At 71.5% G+C, this 19,716-nt stretch carries 19 protein-coding genes; 5 read left to right on the top strand and 14 right to left on the bottom strand.

Features of this window, described 5'->3' with window-relative positions; genetic code table 11:
• Window positions 1-5: 5 nt before the first annotated feature.
• Genes BN1555_RS23975 through hisD form a run of 9 tightly spaced genes read right to left on the bottom strand, consistent with a single transcriptional unit; the run spans window position 6 to window position 7,031 of the window.
• Complete coding sequence (locus BN1555_RS23975) at window positions 6-1,250, bottom strand: MFS transporter (protein WP_255306142.1); 1,245 nt, start codon at window positions 1,248-1,250, stop codon at window positions 6-8.
• Between the two features lie 43 nt (window positions 1,251-1,293).
• Window positions 1,294-2,049, bottom strand: coding sequence for an imidazole glycerol phosphate synthase subunit HisF (gene hisF, locus BN1555_RS23970; RefSeq protein WP_093801310.1), 756 nt, complete (start codon window positions 2,047-2,049; stop codon window positions 1,294-1,296).
• The gene (locus BN1555_RS23965) at window positions 2,046-2,468 is read right to left on the bottom strand and encodes a RidA family protein (RefSeq protein ID WP_093801309.1); all 423 of its coding nucleotides are present in this window, start codon (window positions 2,466-2,468) and stop codon (window positions 2,046-2,048) included. Before BN1555_RS23965 ends, hisF begins: the two co-directional genes overlap by 4 nt.
• Window positions 2,465-3,193, bottom strand: a complete 729-nt coding sequence (priA, locus tag BN1555_RS23960; RefSeq protein WP_093801308.1) for a bifunctional 1-(5-phosphoribosyl)-5-((5-phosphoribosylamino)methylideneamino)imidazole-4-carboxamide isomerase/phosphoribosylanthranilate isomerase PriA — start codon at window positions 3,191-3,193, stop codon at window positions 2,465-2,467. The genes BN1555_RS23965 and priA overlap by 4 nt, the downstream gene beginning before the upstream one ends.
• Window positions 3,193-3,843 carry an imidazole glycerol phosphate synthase subunit HisH gene (gene hisH / locus BN1555_RS23955; RefSeq protein WP_176710304.1) on the bottom strand — a complete coding sequence of 217 codons (651 nt, stop codon included), beginning with the start codon at window positions 3,841-3,843 and terminating at the stop codon, window positions 3,193-3,195. The genes priA and hisH overlap by 1 nt, the downstream gene beginning before the upstream one ends.
• Window positions 3,834-4,001, bottom strand: coding sequence for a hypothetical protein (locus tag BN1555_RS39105; RefSeq protein WP_176710115.1), 168 nt, complete (start codon window positions 3,999-4,001; stop codon window positions 3,834-3,836). Before BN1555_RS39105 ends, hisH begins: the two co-directional genes overlap by 10 nt.
• Window positions 3,998-4,591: an imidazoleglycerol-phosphate dehydratase HisB gene (gene hisB / locus BN1555_RS23950; protein ID WP_069929187.1), complete on the bottom strand. Its 594-nt coding sequence runs from the start codon at window positions 4,589-4,591 to the stop codon at window positions 3,998-4,000. The genes BN1555_RS39105 and hisB overlap by 4 nt, the downstream gene beginning before the upstream one ends.
• Complete coding sequence (locus BN1555_RS23945; RefSeq protein ID WP_093801306.1) at window positions 4,588-5,712, bottom strand: histidinol-phosphate transaminase; 1,125 nt, start codon at window positions 5,710-5,712, stop codon at window positions 4,588-4,590. Before BN1555_RS23945 ends, hisB begins: the two co-directional genes overlap by 4 nt.
• Window positions 5,709-7,031 (bottom strand): histidinol dehydrogenase, encoded by a 1,323-nt coding sequence (hisD, locus tag BN1555_RS23940; RefSeq protein WP_093801305.1) that lies wholly within the window; start codon window positions 7,029-7,031, stop codon window positions 5,709-5,711. Before hisD ends, BN1555_RS23945 begins: the two co-directional genes overlap by 4 nt.
• 145 nt (window positions 7,032-7,176) lie before the next feature.
• Between hisD and BN1555_RS23935 the strand changes: the two genes are divergently transcribed.
• The 4 genes from BN1555_RS23935 (at window position 7,177) to ybaK (ending at window position 11,337) form a co-directional block, all read left to right on the top strand.
• Window positions 7,177-8,784 (top strand): oxidoreductase, encoded by a 1,608-nt coding sequence (locus BN1555_RS23935; RefSeq protein ID WP_093801304.1) that lies wholly within the window; start codon window positions 7,177-7,179, stop codon window positions 8,782-8,784.
• Window positions 8,785-8,968: 184 nt separating this feature from the next.
• The gene (locus tag BN1555_RS23930; protein ID WP_093801303.1) at window positions 8,969-10,021 is read left to right on the top strand and encodes a hypothetical protein; all 1,053 of its coding nucleotides are present in this window, start codon (window positions 8,969-8,971) and stop codon (window positions 10,019-10,021) included.
• Between the two features lie 5 nt (window positions 10,022-10,026).
• Window positions 10,027-10,824 carry an LON peptidase substrate-binding domain-containing protein gene (locus BN1555_RS23925; RefSeq protein ID WP_093801302.1) on the top strand — a complete coding sequence of 266 codons (798 nt, stop codon included), beginning with the start codon at window positions 10,027-10,029 and terminating at the stop codon, window positions 10,822-10,824.
• An 18-nt stretch (window positions 10,825-10,842) separates the two neighbouring features.
• The gene (ybaK, locus tag BN1555_RS23920; protein WP_093801301.1) at window positions 10,843-11,337 is read left to right on the top strand and encodes a Cys-tRNA(Pro) deacylase; all 495 of its coding nucleotides are present in this window, start codon (window positions 10,843-10,845) and stop codon (window positions 11,335-11,337) included.
• Window positions 11,338-11,394: 57 nt separating this feature from the next.
• Here the strand turns inward: ybaK and BN1555_RS23915 are convergent, their stop codons facing one another.
• The 4 genes from BN1555_RS23915 to BN1555_RS23900 all read right to left on the bottom strand — a co-directional run bounded on the left by BN1555_RS23915 (window position 11,395) and on the right by BN1555_RS23900 (window position 15,567).
• Window positions 11,395-12,159 carry an ABC transporter permease gene (locus tag BN1555_RS23915; protein WP_093801300.1) on the bottom strand — a complete coding sequence of 255 codons (765 nt, stop codon included), beginning with the start codon at window positions 12,157-12,159 and terminating at the stop codon, window positions 11,395-11,397.
• Between the two features lie 56 nt (window positions 12,160-12,215).
• Window positions 12,216-13,076, bottom strand: coding sequence for an ABC transporter permease (locus BN1555_RS23910; protein ID WP_093801299.1), 861 nt, complete (start codon window positions 13,074-13,076; stop codon window positions 12,216-12,218).
• Window positions 13,073-14,044, bottom strand: coding sequence for an ABC transporter ATP-binding protein (locus tag BN1555_RS23905; protein ID WP_093801298.1), 972 nt, complete (start codon window positions 14,042-14,044; stop codon window positions 13,073-13,075). Before BN1555_RS23905 ends, BN1555_RS23910 begins: the two co-directional genes overlap by 4 nt.
• 149 nt (window positions 14,045-14,193) lie before the next feature.
• A complete protein-coding gene (locus BN1555_RS23900) occupies window positions 14,194-15,567 on the bottom strand; it encodes an NYN domain-containing protein (RefSeq protein WP_093801297.1) in 1,374 nt (457 codons plus the stop codon).
• Between the two features lie 236 nt (window positions 15,568-15,803).
• Here BN1555_RS23900 and BN1555_RS23895 point away from each other — a divergent pair, with 236 nt between their 5' ends.
• Window positions 15,804-15,983 carry a hypothetical protein gene (locus BN1555_RS23895; protein ID WP_093801296.1) on the top strand — a complete coding sequence of 60 codons (180 nt, stop codon included), beginning with the start codon at window positions 15,804-15,806 and terminating at the stop codon, window positions 15,981-15,983.
• 133 nt (window positions 15,984-16,116) lie between these two features.
• Here the strand turns inward: BN1555_RS23895 and dnaE are convergent, their stop codons facing one another.
• Entirely contained in the window at window positions 16,117-19,656 is a 3,540-nt protein-coding gene (gene dnaE / locus BN1555_RS23890) for a DNA polymerase III subunit alpha (RefSeq protein WP_093801295.1), read from the bottom strand.
• Window positions 19,657-19,716 lie beyond the last annotated feature (60 nt).

Genomic DNA, 19,716 nt, shown 5'->3' with positions numbered 1-19,716 from the left:
CGTCTTCAGTGCGGGAGTTCGGCGCGGCGCAGGTCCCGGACGCAGAGGCCGGCCAGCGCGCCCGCCGCGCACACTCCCGCGCTGACCGCGAAGACCGGCCGAGTGCCCCAGGCGTCGATCGCCACGCCCACGACCGGATGGCAGAGCGGGGCGAGGCCCAGGGCGAAGAGCATCTGGACCGAGGTGACGCGGCCCAGGCAGGCGGGGGCGCTGTGGGTCTGGACGAGTGCGGCGCCGAGGGCGCCGCCGAGCCCGGCGAACAGCCCGATCAGGACCCCGGCGACGATGGCGAGCGCGGCGTTCGGCACGAACGCGAGGGCGCCGACGGGCACGGCGCCGGCGAGCAACGCCAGGCACTGCACGAGTCCCGCGCGCTCCAGCCGCCCCCGGACCGCGATCAGCAGTGAGGCCGCAGCCGCGCCCGCGCCGAAGGCGGCGACGATCCAGCCCATGCCGGCGGCGCCCCAGCCGCGCTGCTGGGCGAGCAGGGTGAGGCCGATGTTGAGCGGCCCGACGAAGCCGAGCTCGCCGATGGCGATGACGAGGATCACCGGGGCGAGTACGCGGTGGTGGCGGATGTGGCGCAGCCCGTCGGCCAGTTCCCGCCGGGCGGTGCCGCGGACGGCCTCGGCGCCGTCGGCGGGCAGCGGAGCGATCCGCACGGCGAACAGCAGCGCGAGCGACGCGGCGAACAGCGCTCCGGCGGCGGCGAAGGCGGCGGCCGACCCGCCCAGCGCGACCACGAGCCCGCCGAGCGGCGCCCCGGTGACGTGGGCGACGCGCGCCGCGAGGCCGCGCAGTCCCTGGAGGCGGGCCAGTTGCGCGGGTCCGGCGATCCGGGGCGGCAGGGCTCCGACGGCGGGCAGGAAGAGGGCGTCGACGGTGCCGAAGACCAGCGCCACCGTGATCAGCAGCCCGAGGGAGGGGCTGGTCAGGAGCAGCGCCGCCGCCGTACCGAGGATCACCGCGCAGCGCACGGCGTCGCTGCCGATGACGACCCTCCGCGGCCCGAAGCGGTCGGCGAGCACTCCCCCGCCGAGCATCAGCACGGCGCGCGGTACGGAGCCGAGCGCGAGGACGAGGCCGGCCTGGGCGGGGCTTCCGGAGCGGGCCGCCTCCCAGGCCAGAGCCATGAAGTAGACGCTGTCGCCGACCATCGAGGCCGTGTACGCGCCGAGCCAGCGCAGCACGTTGACGTCACGGTGACGGTAGTGCCCGCCGAGCGGGAAAGCTCCCCGCTCGGCGGGCACGTGCGGCCCGCCCGGCACCCGAGGGCGCGCCCCGGGGAGGCAGCTAGCGGACCGGGTGGCCCGCCTCGCGCAGGCTGTCCTTGACCTGGGAGATGCGCAGGTCGCCGAAGTGGAAGACCGACGCCGCCAGTACCGCGTCCGCCCCCGCCGCGATCGCCGGCGGGAAGTGGGCCAGGCGGCCCGCGCCGCCGGAAGCGATCACCGGCACCGTGACGTGCTTGCGCACCGCCGCGATCATCTCCGTGTCGTAGCCGTCCTTGGTGCCGTCCGCGTCCATCGAGTTGAGCAGGATCTCGCCCGCGCCCAGCTCGGCCGCCCGGTGCGCCCACTCGACCGCGTCGATGCCGGCGGACTTGCGGCCGCCGTGCGTGGTGACCTCGAAGGAGCCGGATTCCGTACGGCGTGCGTCGACCGACAGGACCAGGACCTGGCGGCCGAAGCGCTCCGCGATCTCGCGGATCAGGTCGGGGCGGGCGATCGCGGCGGTGTTGACGCCGACCTTGTCCGCGCCGGCCCGCAGCAGCTTGTCGACGTCCTCGGTGGTGCGTACGCCGCCGCCGACCGTCAGCGGGATGAAGACCTGCTCGGCGGTGCGGCGCACCACGTCGTACGTCGTCTCGCGGTTGCCGGACGACGCCGTGATGTCGAGGAACGTCAGCTCGTCGGCGCCCTCCGCGTCGTACAGCTTGGCCATTTCGACGGGGTCGCCCGCGTCGCGCAGGTTCTGGAAGTTGACGCCCTTCACGACCCGGCCGTTGTCGACGTCCAGGCAGGGGATCACTCGGACCGCGAGGGTCATGACGCGCGACCTCCTCGGTAGGCCTCGATCTCGATCTCGACGACCAGGCTCGGGTCCACGAAGCCCGAGACGATGATCATTGACGCGGCCGGACGGACGTCGTCGAACAGTTCCTTGTGGGCGCGGCCGATGTCGTCCACGTCCCGGGCGTGCGTGAGGTACATGCGGGTGCGCACGACGTCCTCGCGCCCGAGGCCGAGCTGCTCCAGTGCGCCGAAGGCGACGCCGAAGGCGGTGACGGTCTGCTGGTACGGCGTACCGGCGTCGATGACACCGTCCACGACCGACGTGCAGCCCGACACCAGGACCAGCCCGTTCGGCAGCTCCACGGCGCGGGAGTAGCCGAACTCCTCCTCCCAGGGGGCGCCGGTCGAGACCCGGCGCACGGAAGCGGAGGAGCCCGAAAGGGGTTCCGTCATTCCGAGACCGCCTTCAGCGCCTCTTCCAGCGTGAACGCCTTCGCGTACAGGGCCTTGCCGACGATCGCGCCCTCGACGCCCTGCGGGACGAGCGACGCGATCGCGCGCAGGTCGTCGAGGGAGGAGACGCCACCGGAGGCGACGACGGGCTTGTCGGTCGCGGCGCAGACGTTCTTCAGGAGCTCCAGGTTCGGGCCCTGGAGCGTGCCGTCCTTGGCGATGTCGGTGACGACGTAACGTGCACAGCCCTCGGAGTCGAGGCGGGCCAGCGTCTCGTAGAGGTCGCCGCCGTCGCGGGTCCAGCCGCGGCCGCGCAGGGTCGTGCCCCGTACGTCCAGGCCGACCGCGATCTTGTCGCCGTGCTCGGCGATGACCTTGGCGACCCACTCGGGGGTCTCCAGCGCGGCCGTGCCGAGGTTGACGCGCTTGCAGCCGGTGGCGAGCGCCGCGGCGAGCGAGGCGTCGTCGCGGATGCCGCCGGACAGCTCGACCTTGATGTCCATGGAGCGGGCGACCTCGGCGATCTGCGCCCGGTTGTCGCCGGTGCCGAAGGCCGCGTCGAGGTCGACGAGGTGCAGCCACTCGGCGCCCGCCCGCTGCCAGGCGAGGGCGGCCTGGAGCGGGTCGCCGTACGACGTCTCCGAGCCGGACTCGCCATGGACGAGGCGCACGGCCTGGCCGTCGCGGACGTCGACGGCGGGGAGCAGTTCGAGCTTCTGGGACATCAGAGGGTTCCGATCCAGTTGGTCAGCAGCTGGGCACCGGCGTCGCCGGACTTCTCGGGGTGGAACTGGGTCGCCCACAGCGCGCCGTTCTCGACGGCCGCCACGAAGGGCTCACCGTGCGTGGTCCAGGTGACCCTGGGCGCGCGGATCTTGGGGTTGGTGACTTCCAGGCTCCAGTCGTGCACGGCGTACGAGTGCACGAAGTAGTAGCGCGCGTCGGCGTCGAGGCCGCCGAACAGCTCGCTGTCCGCGGGCGCTTCGACGGTGTTCCAGCCCATGTGCGGGACGACGGGCGCCTGGAGCGGGCCGACCGTGCCGGGCCACTCGTCGAGCCCCTCGGTCTCCACGCCGTGCTCGATGCCGCGCTCGAAGAGGATCTGCATGCCCACGCAGATGCCCATGACCGGGCGGCCGCCGGCGAGCCTGCGGCCGACGATCCAGTCGCCGCGCGCCTCGCGCAGCCCCTTCATGCAGGCGGAGAAGGCTCCGACGCCGGGGACGAGGAGCCCGTCCGCGTTCATGGCCTTGTCGAAGTCGCGGGTGATCTCGACGTCCGCGCCGACGTGGGCCAGCGCCCGTTCGGCGGACCGGACGTTGCCGAAGCCGTAGTCGAAGACGACGACCTTCTTGCTCGTGTCGCTCATTCCCAGAGTCCTTGGATTCGCATGACACCGGCGACCAGGCACATCACGGCGCCGATACCCAGAAGCACGACGAGGCCCTTGGGCAGCTCCTGCTTCCAGAAGGAGTACACGCCGCCGAGCAGGAAGAGCCCGACGACGATCAGGATGGTGGAGAGGCCGGTCACAGTGCGCCCTTGGTCGAGGGGAGGATGCCGGCGGCGCGCGGGTCGTGCTCCGAGGCGTACCGCAGGGCACGGGCCAGGGCCTTGAACTGGCACTCCACGATGTGGTGCGCGTTGCGCCCGTACGGGACGTGCACGTGCAGGGCGATCTGGGCCTGCGCGACGAAGGACTCCAGGATGTGCCGGGTCATCGTCGTGTCGTACTCGCCGATCATCGGCGCCATCTTCTCCGGCTCGGTGTGCACGAGGTACGGGCGGCCGGAGAGGTCCACGGTGACCTGGGCGAGCGACTCGTCCAGTGGAACCGTGCAGTTGCCGAAGCGGTAGATGCCGACCTTGTCGCCGAGCGCCTGCTTGAAGGCGGCGCCGAGCGCGAGGGCGGTGTCCTCGATGGTGTGGTGCGAGTCGATGTGCAGGTCGCCGTCGGTCTTCACGGTGAGGTCGAAGAGGCCGTGGCGGCCGAGCTGGTCGAGCATGTGGTCGTAGAAGCCGACGCCCGTCGACACATCGACCTTGCCGGTGCCGTCGAGGTCGATCTCGACGAGGACCGAGGTCTCCTTGGTGGTGCGCTCGACGCGTCCTACGCGGCTCATGAGCTCTGCTCCTTCTTGAGTTCGCGTACCGCATCGAGGAACGCGTCGTTCTCTTCGGGGGTGCCGGCGGTGACCCGCAGCCAGCCCGGTACGCCGTTGTCCCGGACCAGGACTCCGTGGTCGAGGATCCGCTGCCACGCGGCGTGGGAGCCGGCGGCGCCGTCGAACCGGCCGAACTGGACGAAGTTCGCGTCCGAGTCCGTGACCTCGTATCCGATGGCGCGCAACTCGGTGACCAGGCGGTCCCGCTCGGCCTTGAGCTGCTCGACGTACCCCAGCAGCGTATCGGTGTGCTCCAGCGCGGCGAGCGCGGTGGCCTGCGTGACGGACGACAGGTGGTACGGCAGCCGCACCAGCTGTACGGCGTCGACCACGGCGGGGTCGGCCGCGAGGTAGCCCAGGCGCAGACCGGCGGCGCCGAACGCCTTGGACATGGTGCGGGAGAGCACCATGTTCGGCCGGCCCCCGATCAGCGGCAGCAGGGACGGGTGGTGACTGAACTCGCCGTACGCCTCGTCGACGACGACCAGGGACGGCTTGGCCGCCTGGGCGGCCTCGTACAGCGCGAGGACGGTGTCCGCGCCGACCGCGGTGCCCGTGGGGTTGTTGGGCGAGGTGATGAAGACGACGTCGGGGCGGTGCTCGGCGATGGCCTTCTCGGCCGCGGCGACGTCGATGGTGAAGTCCTCGTGGCGCGGTCCTGAGATCCAGCCGGTGCCGGTGCCGCGCGAGATGAGGCCGTGCATCGAGTACGACGGCTCGAAGCCGATCGCGGTACGCCCCGGGCCGCCGAAGGTCTGGAGCAGCTGCTGGATGACCTCGTTGGATCCGTTGGCCGCCCAGACGTTGGCCATGGCGACCTCGTACCCGGCGGTGCGGGTGAGGTAGCGGGCCAGTTCGGTGCGGAGTTCGACCGCGTCCCGGTCCGGGTAGCGGTTGAGTTCGCGGGCCGCGTCGCGCACGCGCTCGGCGATGCGTTCGACGAGCGCCTCGGGCAGCGGGTACGGGTTCTCGTTGGTGTTGAGGCGTACGGGCACGTCCAGCTGCGGCGCGCCGTACGGGGACTTGCCGCGCAGCTCGTCGCGGATGGGCAGATCGTCGATGCGGACGCTGCGGGTCATTCCGTCGGCACCTTCCATCCGAACCGCGCCTTGAGGGCCGCGCCGTGCGCCGGCAGGTCCTCCGCCTCGGCCAGCGTCACCACGTGGTGCGTGACCTCGGCGAGCGCCTCGCGCGTGTAGTCCACGATATGGATGCCGCGCAGGAACGACTGGACCGACAGGCCCGACGAGTGGCAGGCGCAGCCGCCGGTCGGCAGGACGTGGTTGGAGCCGGCGCAGTAGTCGCCGAGCGAGACCGGGGCGTACGGGCCGACGAAGATCGCGCCGGCGTTGCGTACGCGCCGGGCGAGCGCGGCGGCGTCGGCGGTCTGGATCTCCAGGTGCTCGGCGCCGTACGCGTCGACGACCTTGAGGCCCTCCTCCATGGAGTCGACCAGGACGATCGAGGACTGCTTGCCGCCCAGCGCCGGAATGATCCGGTCGTCGCTGTGCTTGGTGGCCGCGACCTGCGGCTCCAGCTCCTTGACGACCGCGTCCGCGAGCTCCTCGGAGTCCGTCACCAGCACGGCGGCGGCCAGCGGGTCGTGCTCGGCCTGGCTGATCAGGTCGGCGGCGACGTGCGCCGGGTCGGCGGTGGCGTCGGCGAGGACCGCGATCTCGGTCGGGCCGGCCTCGGTGTCGATGCCGATCAGTCCGGTGAAGTAGCGCTTGGCGGCGGCGACCCAGATGTTGCCGGGGCCCGTGACCATGTTGACCGGCGCGCACTCGTCGGTGCCGTACGCGAACATCGCGACGGCCGTGGCGCCGCCCGCGGCGTACACCTCGTCGATGCCGAGCAGCGCGCAGGCCGCCAGGATCGTCGGGTGCGGCAGGCCGCCGAACTCCTTCTGCGCGGGGGAGGCGAGGGCGATGGACTCGACGCCCGCCTCCTGCGCGGGGACCACGTTCATGATCACGGAGGAGGGGTAGACGGAGCGGCCGCCGGGTGCGTAGAGGCCCACCCGCCCGACCGGCACCCACCGCTCGGTGACCGTGCCGCCGGGCACGACCTGGGTGGTGTGCTCGTCGCGGCGCTGCTCGCGGTGGACGATCCTGGCGCGCCGGATCGACTCCTCCAGCGCGGCCCTGACCCTGGGGTCGAGCTGCTCCAGGGCGGTGCTCAGCGCTTCGGCCGGGACCCGTACGCGCTCCAGCTTCACACCGTCGAACTTCTCCGCGTATTCGATCAGCGCCGCCGTGCCCCGATGATGCACGTCCTCGCAGATGGGCCGCACCTTGTCGAGGGCGGCCTGTACGTCGAATTCGGCACGGGGCAGCAGGTCGCGCAGGTCGGCGCCCTCGGGGAGGGCGTCACCGCGCAGATCGATTCGAGAGATCACGCTGCCAATTCTCTCAGACCCCATCCGGCAGCCGAGCCTCTGTATCACTGGCTGATACACGTCTCACGCGTCATTCATGACTACACGCGTTCAGTCCGTCACCCAGAGGGAAGAACGGCTGTACGAGTCGACGAAAGGGGCGGCCTTGACCGAGCCGCAGCAAGACGTCGAAGCGCCCGACTGGCTCAGTGTCTCCGAAATGGGCATGTGGCAGGCGTTCCGCAACGGCAGTACGTACGACCTCCGCACCCGCAATCCCGTCCTCGACGACCCCCTGTCCATCCGGCCATGGCCCCCGGAGCGCAGCGTCCGCGCCCGCGTCGTCGCGCTGCTGCTGCTCAGCGGACCGCCCGCGCTGCCCGGGCGGGTCGCCGCGCTCAAGCTCGTCGGCGTACAGATCACGGGGACCCTCAATCTCGCGGGCGGGCGGGTCGAGCCGTACGTCGAGATGAGCGGCTGCCGCTTCGAGAAGGAGGTACTGCTGCCCGAGTGCCACTTCACCACACTGCGCATGGTGGGGTGCGCCATCCCCCGGCTGGAGGCGGCCCGGCTGCATACGGAGGGCGATCTGCACCTGCCGCGCTGCAGCGTCCCCGGCGGCATCCGGCTCACCGACGCCCAGATCGGTACGGACCTGCTGATCAGCCAGATCGTCGTACGCCAGGACCGCAACGGCCGCTCGATCGCCGCGGACGGCCTGTCCGTCGCCCAGGACCTCCAGGCGGAGATGATCGAGTCGCACGGCGAGTTCAGCCTGCGCGGCGCGAAGGTCGGGGTCTCACTGAGCCTGCGCGGCAGCCGGCTGCGCAGGCCGTACGGCGTGGAGGGGCGGCGGGCGCTGAACGCTCCGCAGATGACGGTGGAGCGCACGCTCTACATGACGCCGGCGGGGATCGGGCCCCGGGGCGCGGCGCCGGGGACCACTCCGCCGTACGGCATCGGGAACACACCGGTACGCGGCACCCGCGTACAGCGGTTCGAGTGCGAGGGCGGGCTGCGGCTGGACGACGGGCGGTTCGGGGACGCCGTGGACTTCGACGGCGCGCGGTTCGTCATGTCGCTCGGGCAGGAACTGTCGATGCGCCGGGTCCAGACGCCCGAGCTGCGGTTCCTGTGCGAGCGGCCGGAGGAGGGGAAGGTGGTGCTGTCCGGGGCGAAGGTCGGCAACCTGGTGGACAAGGCGGACAGCTGGCCGCGGCCGGGCGGGCTCGCCATGGGCGGTTTCACGTACGACTGCCTCGTACCGCGCGGGCTGTTCCCGCTCTCGCAGCGGCTGGAGTGGGTGACGGCGGCGACTCCGGAGTACGCCCCCGAACCGTACGAGCGGCTCGCCGCCGTACTGCGCGGCAGCGGGGAGGACGCCGACGCCCGCGAGGTGCTCCTGGCCAAGCAGCGCCGGCGGCGCGAGACGCTGCCGCTCGCCGGGAAACTGTGGGGCTTCCTCCAGGACTGGACGGTGGCGTACGGCTACCGTCCGGGCCGGGCGGCCGTGTGGATGGCCGTGCTCTGGGCGGCGGGCACGGTGGCGTTCACCCGGCTCGACCCGGATCCGCTCAAGCCCGGGGAGCATCCGCAGTGGAACCCCTCCCTCTTCTCGCTCGACCTGCTGCTGCCGGTGATCGATCTGGGGCAGGACGGGCACTGGCTGCTGCGGGACGGCTGGCAGTGGGCGGCGACCGGGCTGATCCTGCTCGGCTGGATCCTGGCGACGACGGTCGCGGCGGGGGCGTCACGGCTGCTGCGGCGCGGCTGACCGGACCGGAACCCGCCCGGCGGACGAGGGCGGGGGCGGCTTCCGGGCCGGGATCGGGGACGCAGTCCACCCCGCCCCCGCCCCCCGCCTCTTTGCCGTCCCTTGACCTGTCGGCGCACAACCTTTCCGGTCGATGCGAAAGCTTCACAGAACCCTCTGGCGCGGCTCCGACCTGCGGTTTTCAATGGTCCCCACCATGTCATTCCTTCGCGCTCTGACCAGCACCGCGCGCATGATCCGCCACGCCCCGGAGCTCGGCTCCGGCCTGCCGGGCGACGACCAGGTGCTGCTCGACGTTCCCGACGGGCGACTGGGCCCGGCCCTGGTCGCCGCGGCCCTGGGCGACCACGGCCCCGCTGCCGATCTCCTCGCCGCCACCCGCGAGGGCGCCGAGTGGGAGAACCGCGACCGGTACACGGTCCGCCTCGCCACTTTCGCGCACAGCCGGCAGGACTGGCTCGACAGCTGGCTGGCCGCCGCCCCGCACCACCCCGACGCCCTGCTCGTCAAGGCCGAGCTGTCGGTGCGCAGGCTCTGGGACTCACCGGCCCGCGCCGAGCGGCTGCGCGAAGCGGCCCCGCTGATCGGGGCGGCGGCCGACGCCGCTCCGCGCGATCCGGTGCCGTGGCGCATCGCCCTCGACCACGCGCGCGGCATCCGCGCCGCGCACACCGCCTTCGAGGAACTGTGGGCCCAGGCGGTGAACCGCTCCGCGCACCACTACGGGTGTCACGTCTCCGCGCTCCAGTACCTCTCCGCGCAGTGGCACGGCTCGCACCGCGAGTGCTTCGACTTCGCCGAGCAGGCCGCCGAAGACGCCCTGCCGGGATCGCTGGTGCAGGCGCTGCCCGTACGCGCGGCCTTCGCGCACCTGCTGAGCGGTGCCGACGCGGCCCGCCCGGCCGCGGTGATCCCGTACGAGCGCGTCGACGCGGCGGCCGACCTGGCGATCGCCCTGTCCGCCGAGTACGCGGCGGGCGACCCGTGGCCGGCCGAGGTCCGCAACCTGCTGGTGTACGTCCTGGCCGCCCGGGGGCGGTGGGCCGAGGCTCTTGAACAGTTCCGGCTGATCGGGCCGTACGCGACCTCGTTCCCCTGGGCGCACCTGAGCGACGACGTGCTGGGCGCGTTCCTGGAAGTGCGTGACGCCGCGAGGATCCGGGTGGCCTCGGCGATGCCTTTGCGGCCTCTGCGCAGGACGGCCCGCCGGATCAGGCCGGACGGCCATTACGCTTAGCCGCTGTGACCACCGCTCGCCTGCCCCTCTTCCCGCTGAACTCGGTACTCTTCCCCGGCCTCGTACTGCCGCTGAACGTCTTCGAGGAGCGTTATCGCGCCATGATGCGCGACCTGTCGAAGGGCGCGGACTCCGGCGGCCCGGAGAACCCCTCCGACGCGTCCTCCTCCTTCTCCGAGGAGGAGGAGGAGGAGCCTCGCCGCTTCGTGGTCGTGGCCATCCGCGACGGCCGTGAGGTCGCCGCCACCGCCCCCGGCATGCCGGACGCCACGGCCATGGCCGAGCGGGGCCCCGCCGCGGGCTTCGGCCCGGACCCGATCCAGGCGTTCCACCGGGTGGGCTGCATCGCGGACGCGGCGACGATCCGCGAGCTCGGAGACGGCGGTTACGAGGTGCTGGCCACCGGGACGACCCGCGTCCGGCTCCTCTCCGTCGACGCGAGCGGCCCGTACCTCACCGCCGAGGTGGAGGAACTGCCCGAGGAGCAGGGCGACGACGCGGGCGCGCTGGCCGAGGCTGTGCTGCGGGCGTTCCGCAGCTACCAGAAGCGGCTGGCGGGCGCCCGTGAGCGCTCATTGGCCACCGGCGCGGAGCTGCCGGACGAGCCGTCCGTCGTCTCGTACCTGGTCGCCGCCGCGACGGTGCTGGACATCCCGGCGAGGCAGCGCCTGCTGCAGGCTCCCGACACCGCGACCCGGCTGCGTGAAGAACTGAAGCTCCTGCGCGCCGAGACGGCGGTGATCCGGCACCTGCCCTCGTTGCCGGCCACCGAACTGACCAGGAAACCCACCAGCCCCAACTGATCCGGAGGCAGAGCCGCAGTGGCCAAGAAGAAGCAGCAGTCCGCAGGCACGCCCGCGACGGTCGCCCTGGTGGCTGCGGGCACGGCGTACACCCTCCACGCGTACGAGCACGACCCCGCGGCCCCCTCGTACGGCGAGGAGGCGGCGCAGGCGATGGGTGTTTCTCCGGACCGCGTCTTCAAGACCCTGGTGGCCGACATCGACGGCACCTTGACAGTGGCGGTCGTCCCGGTGGCGGGCTCCCTCGACCTCAAGGCACTGGCGGCGGCGGTCGGCGGAAAGCGCGCGGCGATGGCGGATCCGGCGGCCGCGGAACGCACCACGGGGTACGTCCGCGGCGGCATCTCCCCGCTGGGGCAGCGCAGGAGGCTCCGCACGGTCCTGGACGCCTCGGCCTCGTCGTACGAGACGGTGTGCGTCTCGGCGGGCCGCCGCGGCCTGGAGGTCGAGCTGTCCCCGGCGGACCTGGCGGCGCTGACGGACGCGGTGATCGCCCCGATCGGCCGCGCGTAACCCGGCCGGCGGGCTCGTGGCGGGTCCGCCGACTGCGTACCGGCGCCGGCGGCGGCTTCAGGCGCGCGTGCCGTCCCCGGCGTCCGGTCCCGGGCCGGGTACGTCCGGGCCCGGATCCGGTACGGGCCCCGGGTCCCCGTACGCCGTCCCCCACTCCGATTCCGGGTCCCGCGGCCCGAAGAGAGCCGTCAGCGCCAGGTGGACGAGCATCGCGGCCATGGGCCACGCCAGCAGCGCCCCCTTCGCCCCGAGCTGGAGCGGCGCGTCGAACGCGACGCCCTGCCCGACCTCCCGCGCCCGCGCGACCACGTCGTCCGTCGGCCCGAACCAGACGCCGACACCCCACGCCAGCAGGGAGCCGAGCAGTCCGCCCAGCGCCAGCCCCACCACCAACGGGATGCCGCCGCGCCGGTTGAACCAGAAGACCAGGGCCGCGCTGACCGCGCCGAACGCGAGCGCCAGCAGCACGAACGTGCCGTCCGCGCCCACCGCTTCCTCGCTCTCGGTGTCCTTGAGGAAGACGGCCTTGTCGGTGGAGACGAGCGGCACGCGCGGCGCCAGCCACAGCCACAGCAGCCCCAGCGCGACGCCCAGGACCGTCAGCGCCAGGACCACCGCGAAGGCCCTGGCCACCTCCGCGGACAGACTGACGTCCTGCTCGCCGCCCCCGCCGCCGTCCCCGTCCGCCTCCGTGGCGGTCACGGCGTCGGGGCCGTGGCCGTGGCGGGGCCGGGACGGAAGTTGAGCGGCGGCCTGGGCGTCGGACTTCTGCCGGGGATCGTTCGGCGGCTGCCGGTGGGGCGGCGTCAGAGGAGCGGTCACCCTGCCATCGTGCCAGGCGCCCCGGGCCCACGCCTCATCGGACCGCTGCCGGCCGTCTAACGGACCGCTGCCCGCCGGTACGCCCAGGTGGCGATCGCCAGCGAGACGACCCCGACGGCCGCGCACACCGCCAGATCGAGCGCCACGGCGGGCCAGTCGGGGTGCGCGTCGAAGGTCCGCGCGAAAGCCTCGACGCCGTACGTCGAGGGCAGCAGGTCCCGGGCGTACGAAATCGGCGCGGGCAGCCGGTCCGCGGGCAGCACGCCCAGCAGCAGGGCCGCGGACATGCCCAGCTGTCCGAGTAGCGTCGCGAGTTCCTGCCGCGGCGCGAGCAGCCCCAGCGCCGCGCCCAGCCCGGCGAGCGCGGCCCCCGCCAGCGGAATCACCGCGGCCAGGACCCACAGGTGCGTGAGCGGCAGCTGGAAGAGCGTGCAGCCGACGACGGCCGTGACGAAGGTGCCGGGCACGGTGAAGGAGGCGTACGCGGCAGCCGTACCCAGCACCACCGCGGCAGGCGGCACCGGCAGCGTGGCGTAGTGGTCGAGGCCGCCGCTCGCCCGCAGCTGTCCGAAGTACTGGGCGAGCAGGTTCAGTGCGACAAAGGCGACCACGAGTACGCTCGACCCGGCGACGACCGCCCGTGCCTCGCCACCCCCGTCGACGACCCCGCGCATCAGAACCATGATCCCGACGGACTGGAACGTCGCCACGAACAGCAGCGGGATGCGCGCCACCCGCGCCCGGGACAGCTGCGCCCGGTAGACGGCGGCGAGCGACGGCAGCAGCCGGGCGCGGGGCGCGAGCGGCGCGGGCCCCCGGCCGGTCATGCCGACGGCCGCTCCTCCCACTTCCCCCTCTTCTTTCGCTTCTTTGATCCGCGTCTGCGCGGAACGGGTCTCCGCGGGCACGACACTCACGCCTTGACCAGCCCTTTCGTACGTCCGCCGAGTGCCAGGTACACGTCTTCGAGGCTCGGCGTCGCCAGCGTGAAGTCGTCGAGCGCGGCGAAGGCCGCGCCACCGGTCACGGCGGCCACCGCCGCCCGCGCCTCGTCGGGAGCCAGCCGCAGCACCCAGCGCCGCCCGGACTCCTGCGCGGATTCGCGCAGCGCCGCGACCTCGGGCACGTCCAGCGGCGCCCGCTCCCGCCACACGAGGTCGAGCCGCACCTCACCGGCGACGCGCGCCTTGAGCCCGGCGGGGGTGTCGCACGCGATCACCCGGCCGCTCTCCAGCACCGCGACCCGGTCCAGGACGGTCTCGGCCTCGATCACGTTGTGGGTGACGAGCAGGACGGTCGCACCGTTCTGCGCCCGCCGCCGGTCGACCGCCGCCCACACCGCGCGCCGCGCGACGGGGTCCATGCCGGTGGTCGGTTCGTCCAGTACGAGCACGGGCCGCTCGCCCACCAGCGCGGCGGCGAAGCAGGCGAGCCGCCGCTGTCCGCCGGACAGCTTCTTGAGCGGACGCCCGGCGATCTCGCCCAGTCCGAGCTCTTCGAGCACGTCGTCCCGCTCGGCCCGCGCGGCCTTCGCCGTGAGCCCGCGCAGGCGTCCGGTCGTCTCGGCGGCGAGGGACACGGTCAGTTCGTCCAGCGCGGTGGATTCCTGGCCGAGGTACCCGACGAGCCGCGAGGCCCGCTCGGGGTGGCGCACGAGGTCGTGCCCCAGCAGCTCGACGCTTCCGGAGTCCGGCCGCATGAGGCCGGTCAGCTGGCGTACGAGAGTGGATTTACCGGCACCGTTGGGCCCGAGCAGCCCGAAGATCTCGCCGCGCCGTACGTCGAGGGAGATCCCGTCCGTGGCCCGTACGGCCGGTGTCGCGGGAGTCCCGCGCCGGCCCCGGGCGGCGGGATACGTCTTGACCAGATCCCGCACGGCACACACGACTCCCGTGCCGCGTCCCGCCTGCGCTGTGCCCGTACTCACGAGGGACGAGCCTACGGGGTTCCCGGTCCAGCACCGGCGCCGGGGCGGCGGAGGCGCGGCGGAGCGGGCGCGGGGAACGGCCTTCTTTCCCCCTGCCCGCCGCCGCGCTACTCCCCCGCCGTCGCGTGCTCGGCCGCGGCCCGTACGTCGATCTCGCGCCAGAAGCCCGCCCTGATCGCGTACCGGTCGTGCTCGTCGATCTGGTCGTCCTTGTGTGCCAGCAGCCCGAACCGCGCCGCGTACCGCAGCAGCTCACCGTCGATGCGGTGCGGGATCCTCGGGTACATCGTCGAGAGCTTCTGGGTGTGGCCCGGATCCGGCAGCCGCTCCATCCACCGCCGGGCGAAGACCTGCCCGACCTCGAAGGGATCGCCGCCGACCGTGGTGATGTCCTCCTCGCGGTCCGCCCAGCGCTGTTCCGCGCTGGTCAGCTGGGCCAGCGTCGGCAGCGAGGCGGTCTCGGCCGGCTCACCGAGAGGGCTGCCGCCGGGGCGTTCCGCCCAGCCCTTGTCCGACGACCAGCGCAGGGTCGCCCCGGTGGTGCCGGCCGTCGTCCCGTTCGCCGTCCCGGTCCCGGCCGAATGCTGCGCCGCCTGCGCGCCGGGACCGCGCAGGCTCGCGAGGTCCTTCGGGGTCGGCACGCCCCTGGCGCCGTGCGGCGGATGCGCCTCGCCGGACCCGTTCGCGGCGGAAGTGCACGCGGGGGCCGACGGGGAGGCGGGACCCGCGGCCGAGGATCCGTTGCGTACGGCCGTGCCCGTACCCGGCCCTGTTTCTCCGTCCGGGGCTTCGGTCCGTGCCTGCGCCTGGGCCTGCGCCGCCCGCTCCGCCGAAGCGGCGAGCGCCGACTCCGGCAGCGGGGCCGACAGGATCGCGGCGATCTCCGGCCGCGGCACCGGCGGCGGCGCGCAGATCCCGGTGAGGTCCTTGGCCCGTACGGCCTTGGTGATCCACACCCGGTCCAGCACGCGCCGTTCGTCGGCCTCGGCGACCAGGTCCTCGGACTGGTTGTAGTCCCCGTCGGCGGCCTGCACCGCCCACAGGTGGACCGCTACACCGTGTTCCTTGGCGGACATCAGCCCCGGTAGCAGATCACCGTCCCCGGTCACCAGCACGATGTCCGAGCAGGCGCGATTTCTGGCCAGTTCGGTCAGCTCCGCGTGCATCGCCGCGTCGACGCCCTTCTGCGCCCAGCGCCCGTCGCTGCGGGTCAGCGCCCCGAGCCTGACCGTCACGCGCGGCATGACCCGCAGCCGCCGGTGCTCGGGCTGCGGTACGCGGTCGGGGGCGCCGTCGAACCAGTAGATGCGGAGCAGCGGCTGCTGGGTGTCCGCTTCGGCACGTTCTCGCAGGCCCTGGATGAGGGCCGTGTGATCCACCGTGATGCGGGATCGGGCCGGTTCTCCGGCGAGCAGGCTCGCGGCGGCGCCCAGCAGGTAGCCGGCGTCCACCAGGACGACGCAGCGGTCCACGCGTTCCACCCTCTTTCGGGAACCTCGGGATCGGAAGGTGCTTCGGGAGTGCTTCGGGCTTCCTTCGAGTCTGCCCGACTACATGGGGGTTAACGGCGGGAACTCGATCATCGGCGTGGCGAATAACGAAGTTGTTCCGCGCCGATCTCAATTACGCACAGTAATGATCCAAAATGCGGGCTTTGTCGGCTTGTGTGAATCTGGTCCCGGCCCTGGCCCCCAGAATCCCCACAGGAGGCAGCACCATGGCCAAGAACAAGAACCGCAAGCAGGGTTCCCCGCAGGACCGTGCGTCCGCTGTGACACGTGGAACCGACCAGGCGAAGGACAGCGCCTTCGAATCCCACATCCAGCAGCATTCGCACGCCCAGGGCAGCCCTGTCGATGTTGCCCGTAAGCACCAGCGACGTTTCGGCCACAACTGACGCACGCCACGCGAAGACAGAAGGGGCGCCCCCGTGACGACGGGGGCGCCCCTTCTGCGGATGCTTCTGTCTGCGCGCGCTTCCTGTGTGCTTCTGTCTGCGCGCGCTCTTGGTCCTCGGCCGCTCCGGCCGGTCATCCCGCCAGACAGGACGGCCCGAGCAGCACCTTCAGATCGCCGAAGAGCGCCGGGTCCGGCTGGACCCGGTGCCGGTCGAGCCGCAGCACCGTCGTCTTGCGGGCCCCCTGGAGCTTGATCCGGACCTCCGTGTTGCCCCGGTGGTGCTTGAGGATCTCGCCGAGCTTGGTCACCATCGGCGGCGTGACCTTCACCGTCGGGATGGTGAGGACCACGGGAGCGTTCGTCCCCGCCGAGGACACGTCCGGGACCATCAGCTCCATGGCGACGAGCCGGGGGACGTCCTCGCGCTTGTCGAGGCGGCCCTTGACGAAGACCACGGTGTCCTCGACGAGCTGGGTCGAGACGAGCTGGTACGTCGCCGGGAAGAACATGCACTCGATGGAGCCGGCCAGGTCCTCGACGGTCGCGATCGCCCAGGCGTTGCCCTGCTTGGTCATCTTGCGCTGGAGGCCGGAGATGATGCCGCCGACCGTGACGATCGCGCCGTCGGAGTGCTCGCCGCCGGTGAGCTGGGAGATCGAGGCGTCGGCCTTGTCCGACAGGACGTGCTCCAGCCCGAAGAGCGGGTGGTCGGAGACGTACAGGCCGAGCATTTCGCGCTCCTGCGCCAGCAGGTACGACTTCTCCCACTCCACGTCGGAGAACTCCACGTCGAGCCCGAAGCCCGGCTCGTCGCTGTCCTCCTCACCCATGCCGCCGAAGAGGTCGAACTGGCCCTCGGCCTCCTTGCGCTTGACCTGCACCACGTTGTCGATCATCGGCTCGTGGTGCGCGACGAGGCCCTTGCGGGTGTGGCCCATCTCGTCGAAGGCACCGGCCTTGATGAGCGATTCGACGGTCCGCTTGTTGCAGACGACCGCTTCGACCTTGTCGAGGAAGTCCGGGAAGGAGGTGTACTTCCCCTTCGCCTTGCGGCACCTGATGATCGAGTCCACGACGTTCTGGCCGACGTTGCGGATCGCGGTCAGGCCGAAGAGGATCACGTCGTCGCCCTGCGCGGCGAAGTTCGACTGGGACTCGTTCACATTGGGCGGCAGCACCTTGATGCCCATGCGCCGGCACTCGTTCAGGTAGACGGCCGACTTGTCCTTGTCGTCCTTCACCGAGGTCAGCAGCGCCGCCATGTACTCGGCGGGGTAGTTCGCCTTGAGGTACGCCGTCCAGTAGGTGACCAGGCCGTACGCCGAGGAGTGCGCCTTGTTGAACGCGTATCCGGCGAAGGGGACCAGCACGTCCCACAGCGCCTGGATCGCCGCGTCGGAGTACCCCTTCTTCTTCGCGCCCGCCTGGAAGAGCACGAAGTTCTTCTGGAGCTCGTCGGGCTTCTTCTTGCCCATGACGCGGCGCAGGATGTCGGCTTCGCCGAGCGAGTAGCCGGCGATGATCTGCGCGGCCTTCTGCACCTGCTCCTGGTAGACGATCAGGCCGTAGGTGACGCCGAGGACCTCCTTGAGGGGCTCCTCCAGCTCCGGGTGGATCGGCGTGATCTCCTGCTGGCCGTTCTTGCGCAGCGCGTAGTTCGTGTGCGAGTTCATGCCCATCGGGCCCGGCCGGTACAGGGCCGAGACGGCGGAAATGTCCTCGAAGTTGTCGGGCTTCATCAGCCGCAGCAGGGACCGCATGGGGCCGCCGTCGAACTGGAAGACGCCGAGCGTGTCACCGCGGCAGAGCAGTTCGTACGTCGTGGGGTCGTCCAGCGGGAGGGAGAGCAGCTCCAGGTCGATGCCCTTGTTGGACTTCACCATCTTGACGGCGTCGTCCATGATCGTGAGGTTGCGCAGGCCGAGGAAGTCCATCTTCAGCAGGCCGAGCGACTCGCAGCTCGGGTAGTCCCACTGCGTGATCGTCACGCCGTCCGTGTGGCGCACCCAGACGGGCACGTGGTCGGTGATCGTCTCGCTGGACATGATCACGCCGGCCGCGTGCACGCCCATCTGCCGGACCAGGCCCTCGACGCCCTTGGCGGTGTCGATGACCTTCTTGACGTCCGGCTCGTTCTCGTACATCGACCGGATCTCGCCCGCCTCGCTGTAGCGCGGGTGCTTGGGGTCGGTGATGCCGTTGAGGTCGATGCCCTTGCCGAGGACGTCGGCGGGCATGGCCTTGGTGAGCCGGTCGCCCATCGCGTACGGGTAGCCCAGGACGCGCGCGGAGTCCTTGATCGCGTTCTTGGCCTTGATCTTTCCGTACGTGCCGATCATGGCGACCTTGTCGGCGCCGTACTTCTCGGTGACGTACCTGATCACCTCGCCGCGCCTGCGCTCGTCGAAGTCGATGTCGACGTCGGGCATGGAGATGCGCTCGGGGTTGAGGAACCGCTCGAAGATCAGGCCGTGCTCGATCGGGTCGAGGTCGGTGATGCCCATGGCGTACGCGACGATCGAACCGGCCGCGGAGCCACGCCCGGGGCCGACCGCGATGCCGTTGTTCTTGGCCCACATGATGAAGTCGGCGACCACGAGGAAGTACGCCGGGAAGCCCATGTCGATGATGATCTTCATCTCGTACTCGACCTGCTTGAGCCGGTCGTCCGGGATGCCGTCCGGGTAGCGCCGGGCCATGCCGCGCATGGTCTCCTCGCGGAACCACGTCACCTCGGTGTAGCCCTCGGGCACGTCGAACTTGGGCATCAGGTTCCGCTCCTGGAACCAGCCCTCGGTGTCGATCTGCTGGGCGACCAGGAGGGTGTTGGCGCAGCCTTCCTGCCAGGCGTCGGAGGAGTCGACGGCGTACATCTCGTCGGTCGACTTCAGGTAGTAGCCGGTGCCGTCGAAGCGGAAGCGGTCCGGGTCGGAGAGGTTCTTCCCGGTCTGGATGCACAGCAGCGCGTCGTGCGCGCCCGCCTCGTGGGCGTAGGTGTAGTGCGAGTCGTTGGTGACCAGCGGCGGGATGTTCAGCTTCTTGCCGATCTCCAGCAGCCCGTCACGGACCCGGCGCTCGATCTCGATGCCGTGGTCCATCAGCTCCAGGAAGTACTTGCCCTCGCCGAAAATGTCCTTGTAGTCCGAGGCGGCCTGGACCGCCTCGTCGAACTGACCGAGTCGCAGCCGCGTCTGCACCTCGCCCGAGGGACATCCGGTGGAGGCGATGAGCCCCTCCGACCACTGGGAGATGGTCTCCTTGTCCATGCGGGGCCACTTCGTCAGCCAGCCCTCGGCGTACGCGTCGGAGGACAGCCGGAAGAGGTTGTGCAGGCCGGTCTTGTTCGCCGCCCAGATCGTCTTGTGCGTGTAACCACCGGAACCGGACACGTCGTCACGCTTCTGGTGCGGCTGACCCCACTGGATGCGCCGTTTGTTGCGCCGCGACTCGGGGGCGACGTACGCCTCGATGCCGATGATCGGCGTCACCCCCGCCTTCTTCGCCGAATGGAAGAAGTCGTACGCCCCGTGCAGGTTGCCGTGGTCGGTCATCGCGATGTGCGACATGCCCATCTCGTTGCACGCCTCGAACATGTCCTTGAGCCGCGCGGCACCGTCCAGCAGGGAGTACTGGGTGTGGACGTGGAGGTGCGTAAAGGGCGGCTTGGTCACGGCGGAGGCCTCCGGCAAAACGGTCGGTGACAGGTCGGGGGACAGCTTGGAAGTCTACGT

The organism is Streptomyces sp. Wb2n-11 (assembly GCF_001049855.1).
Taxonomy (GTDB): Bacteria; Actinomycetota; Actinomycetes; order Streptomycetales; family Streptomycetaceae; genus Streptomyces; species Streptomyces altiplanensis.
The sequence above is the reverse complement of the archived record's forward strand: the minus strand, read 5'-3'. Positions and strand labels throughout refer to the sequence as shown.

Coding starts and splice junctions, on each gene's coding strand:
- priA (WP_093801308.1), bottom strand. CDS start 3,193: ATGTCCCAGAAGCTCGAACTGCTCCCCGCCGTCGACGTCCGCGACGGC.
- hisB (WP_069929187.1), bottom strand. CDS start 4,591: ATGAGCCGCGTAGGACGCGTCGAGCGCACCACCAAGGAGACCTCGGTC.
- hisF (WP_093801310.1), bottom strand. CDS start 2,049: ATGACCCTCGCGGTCCGAGTGATCCCCTGCCTGGACGTCGACAACGGC.
- BN1555_RS23895 (WP_093801296.1), top strand. CDS start 15,804: ATGGCCAAGAACAAGAACCGCAAGCAGGGTTCCCCGCAGGACCGTGCG.
- BN1555_RS23965 (WP_093801309.1), bottom strand. CDS start 2,468: ATGACGGAACCCCTTTCGGGCTCCTCCGCTTCCGTGCGCCGGGTCTCG.
- BN1555_RS23930 (WP_093801303.1), top strand. CDS start 8,969: ATGGTCCCCACCATGTCATTCCTTCGCGCTCTGACCAGCACCGCGCGC.
- BN1555_RS23945 (WP_093801306.1), bottom strand. CDS start 5,712: ATGACCCGCAGCGTCCGCATCGACGATCTGCCCATCCGCGACGAGCTG.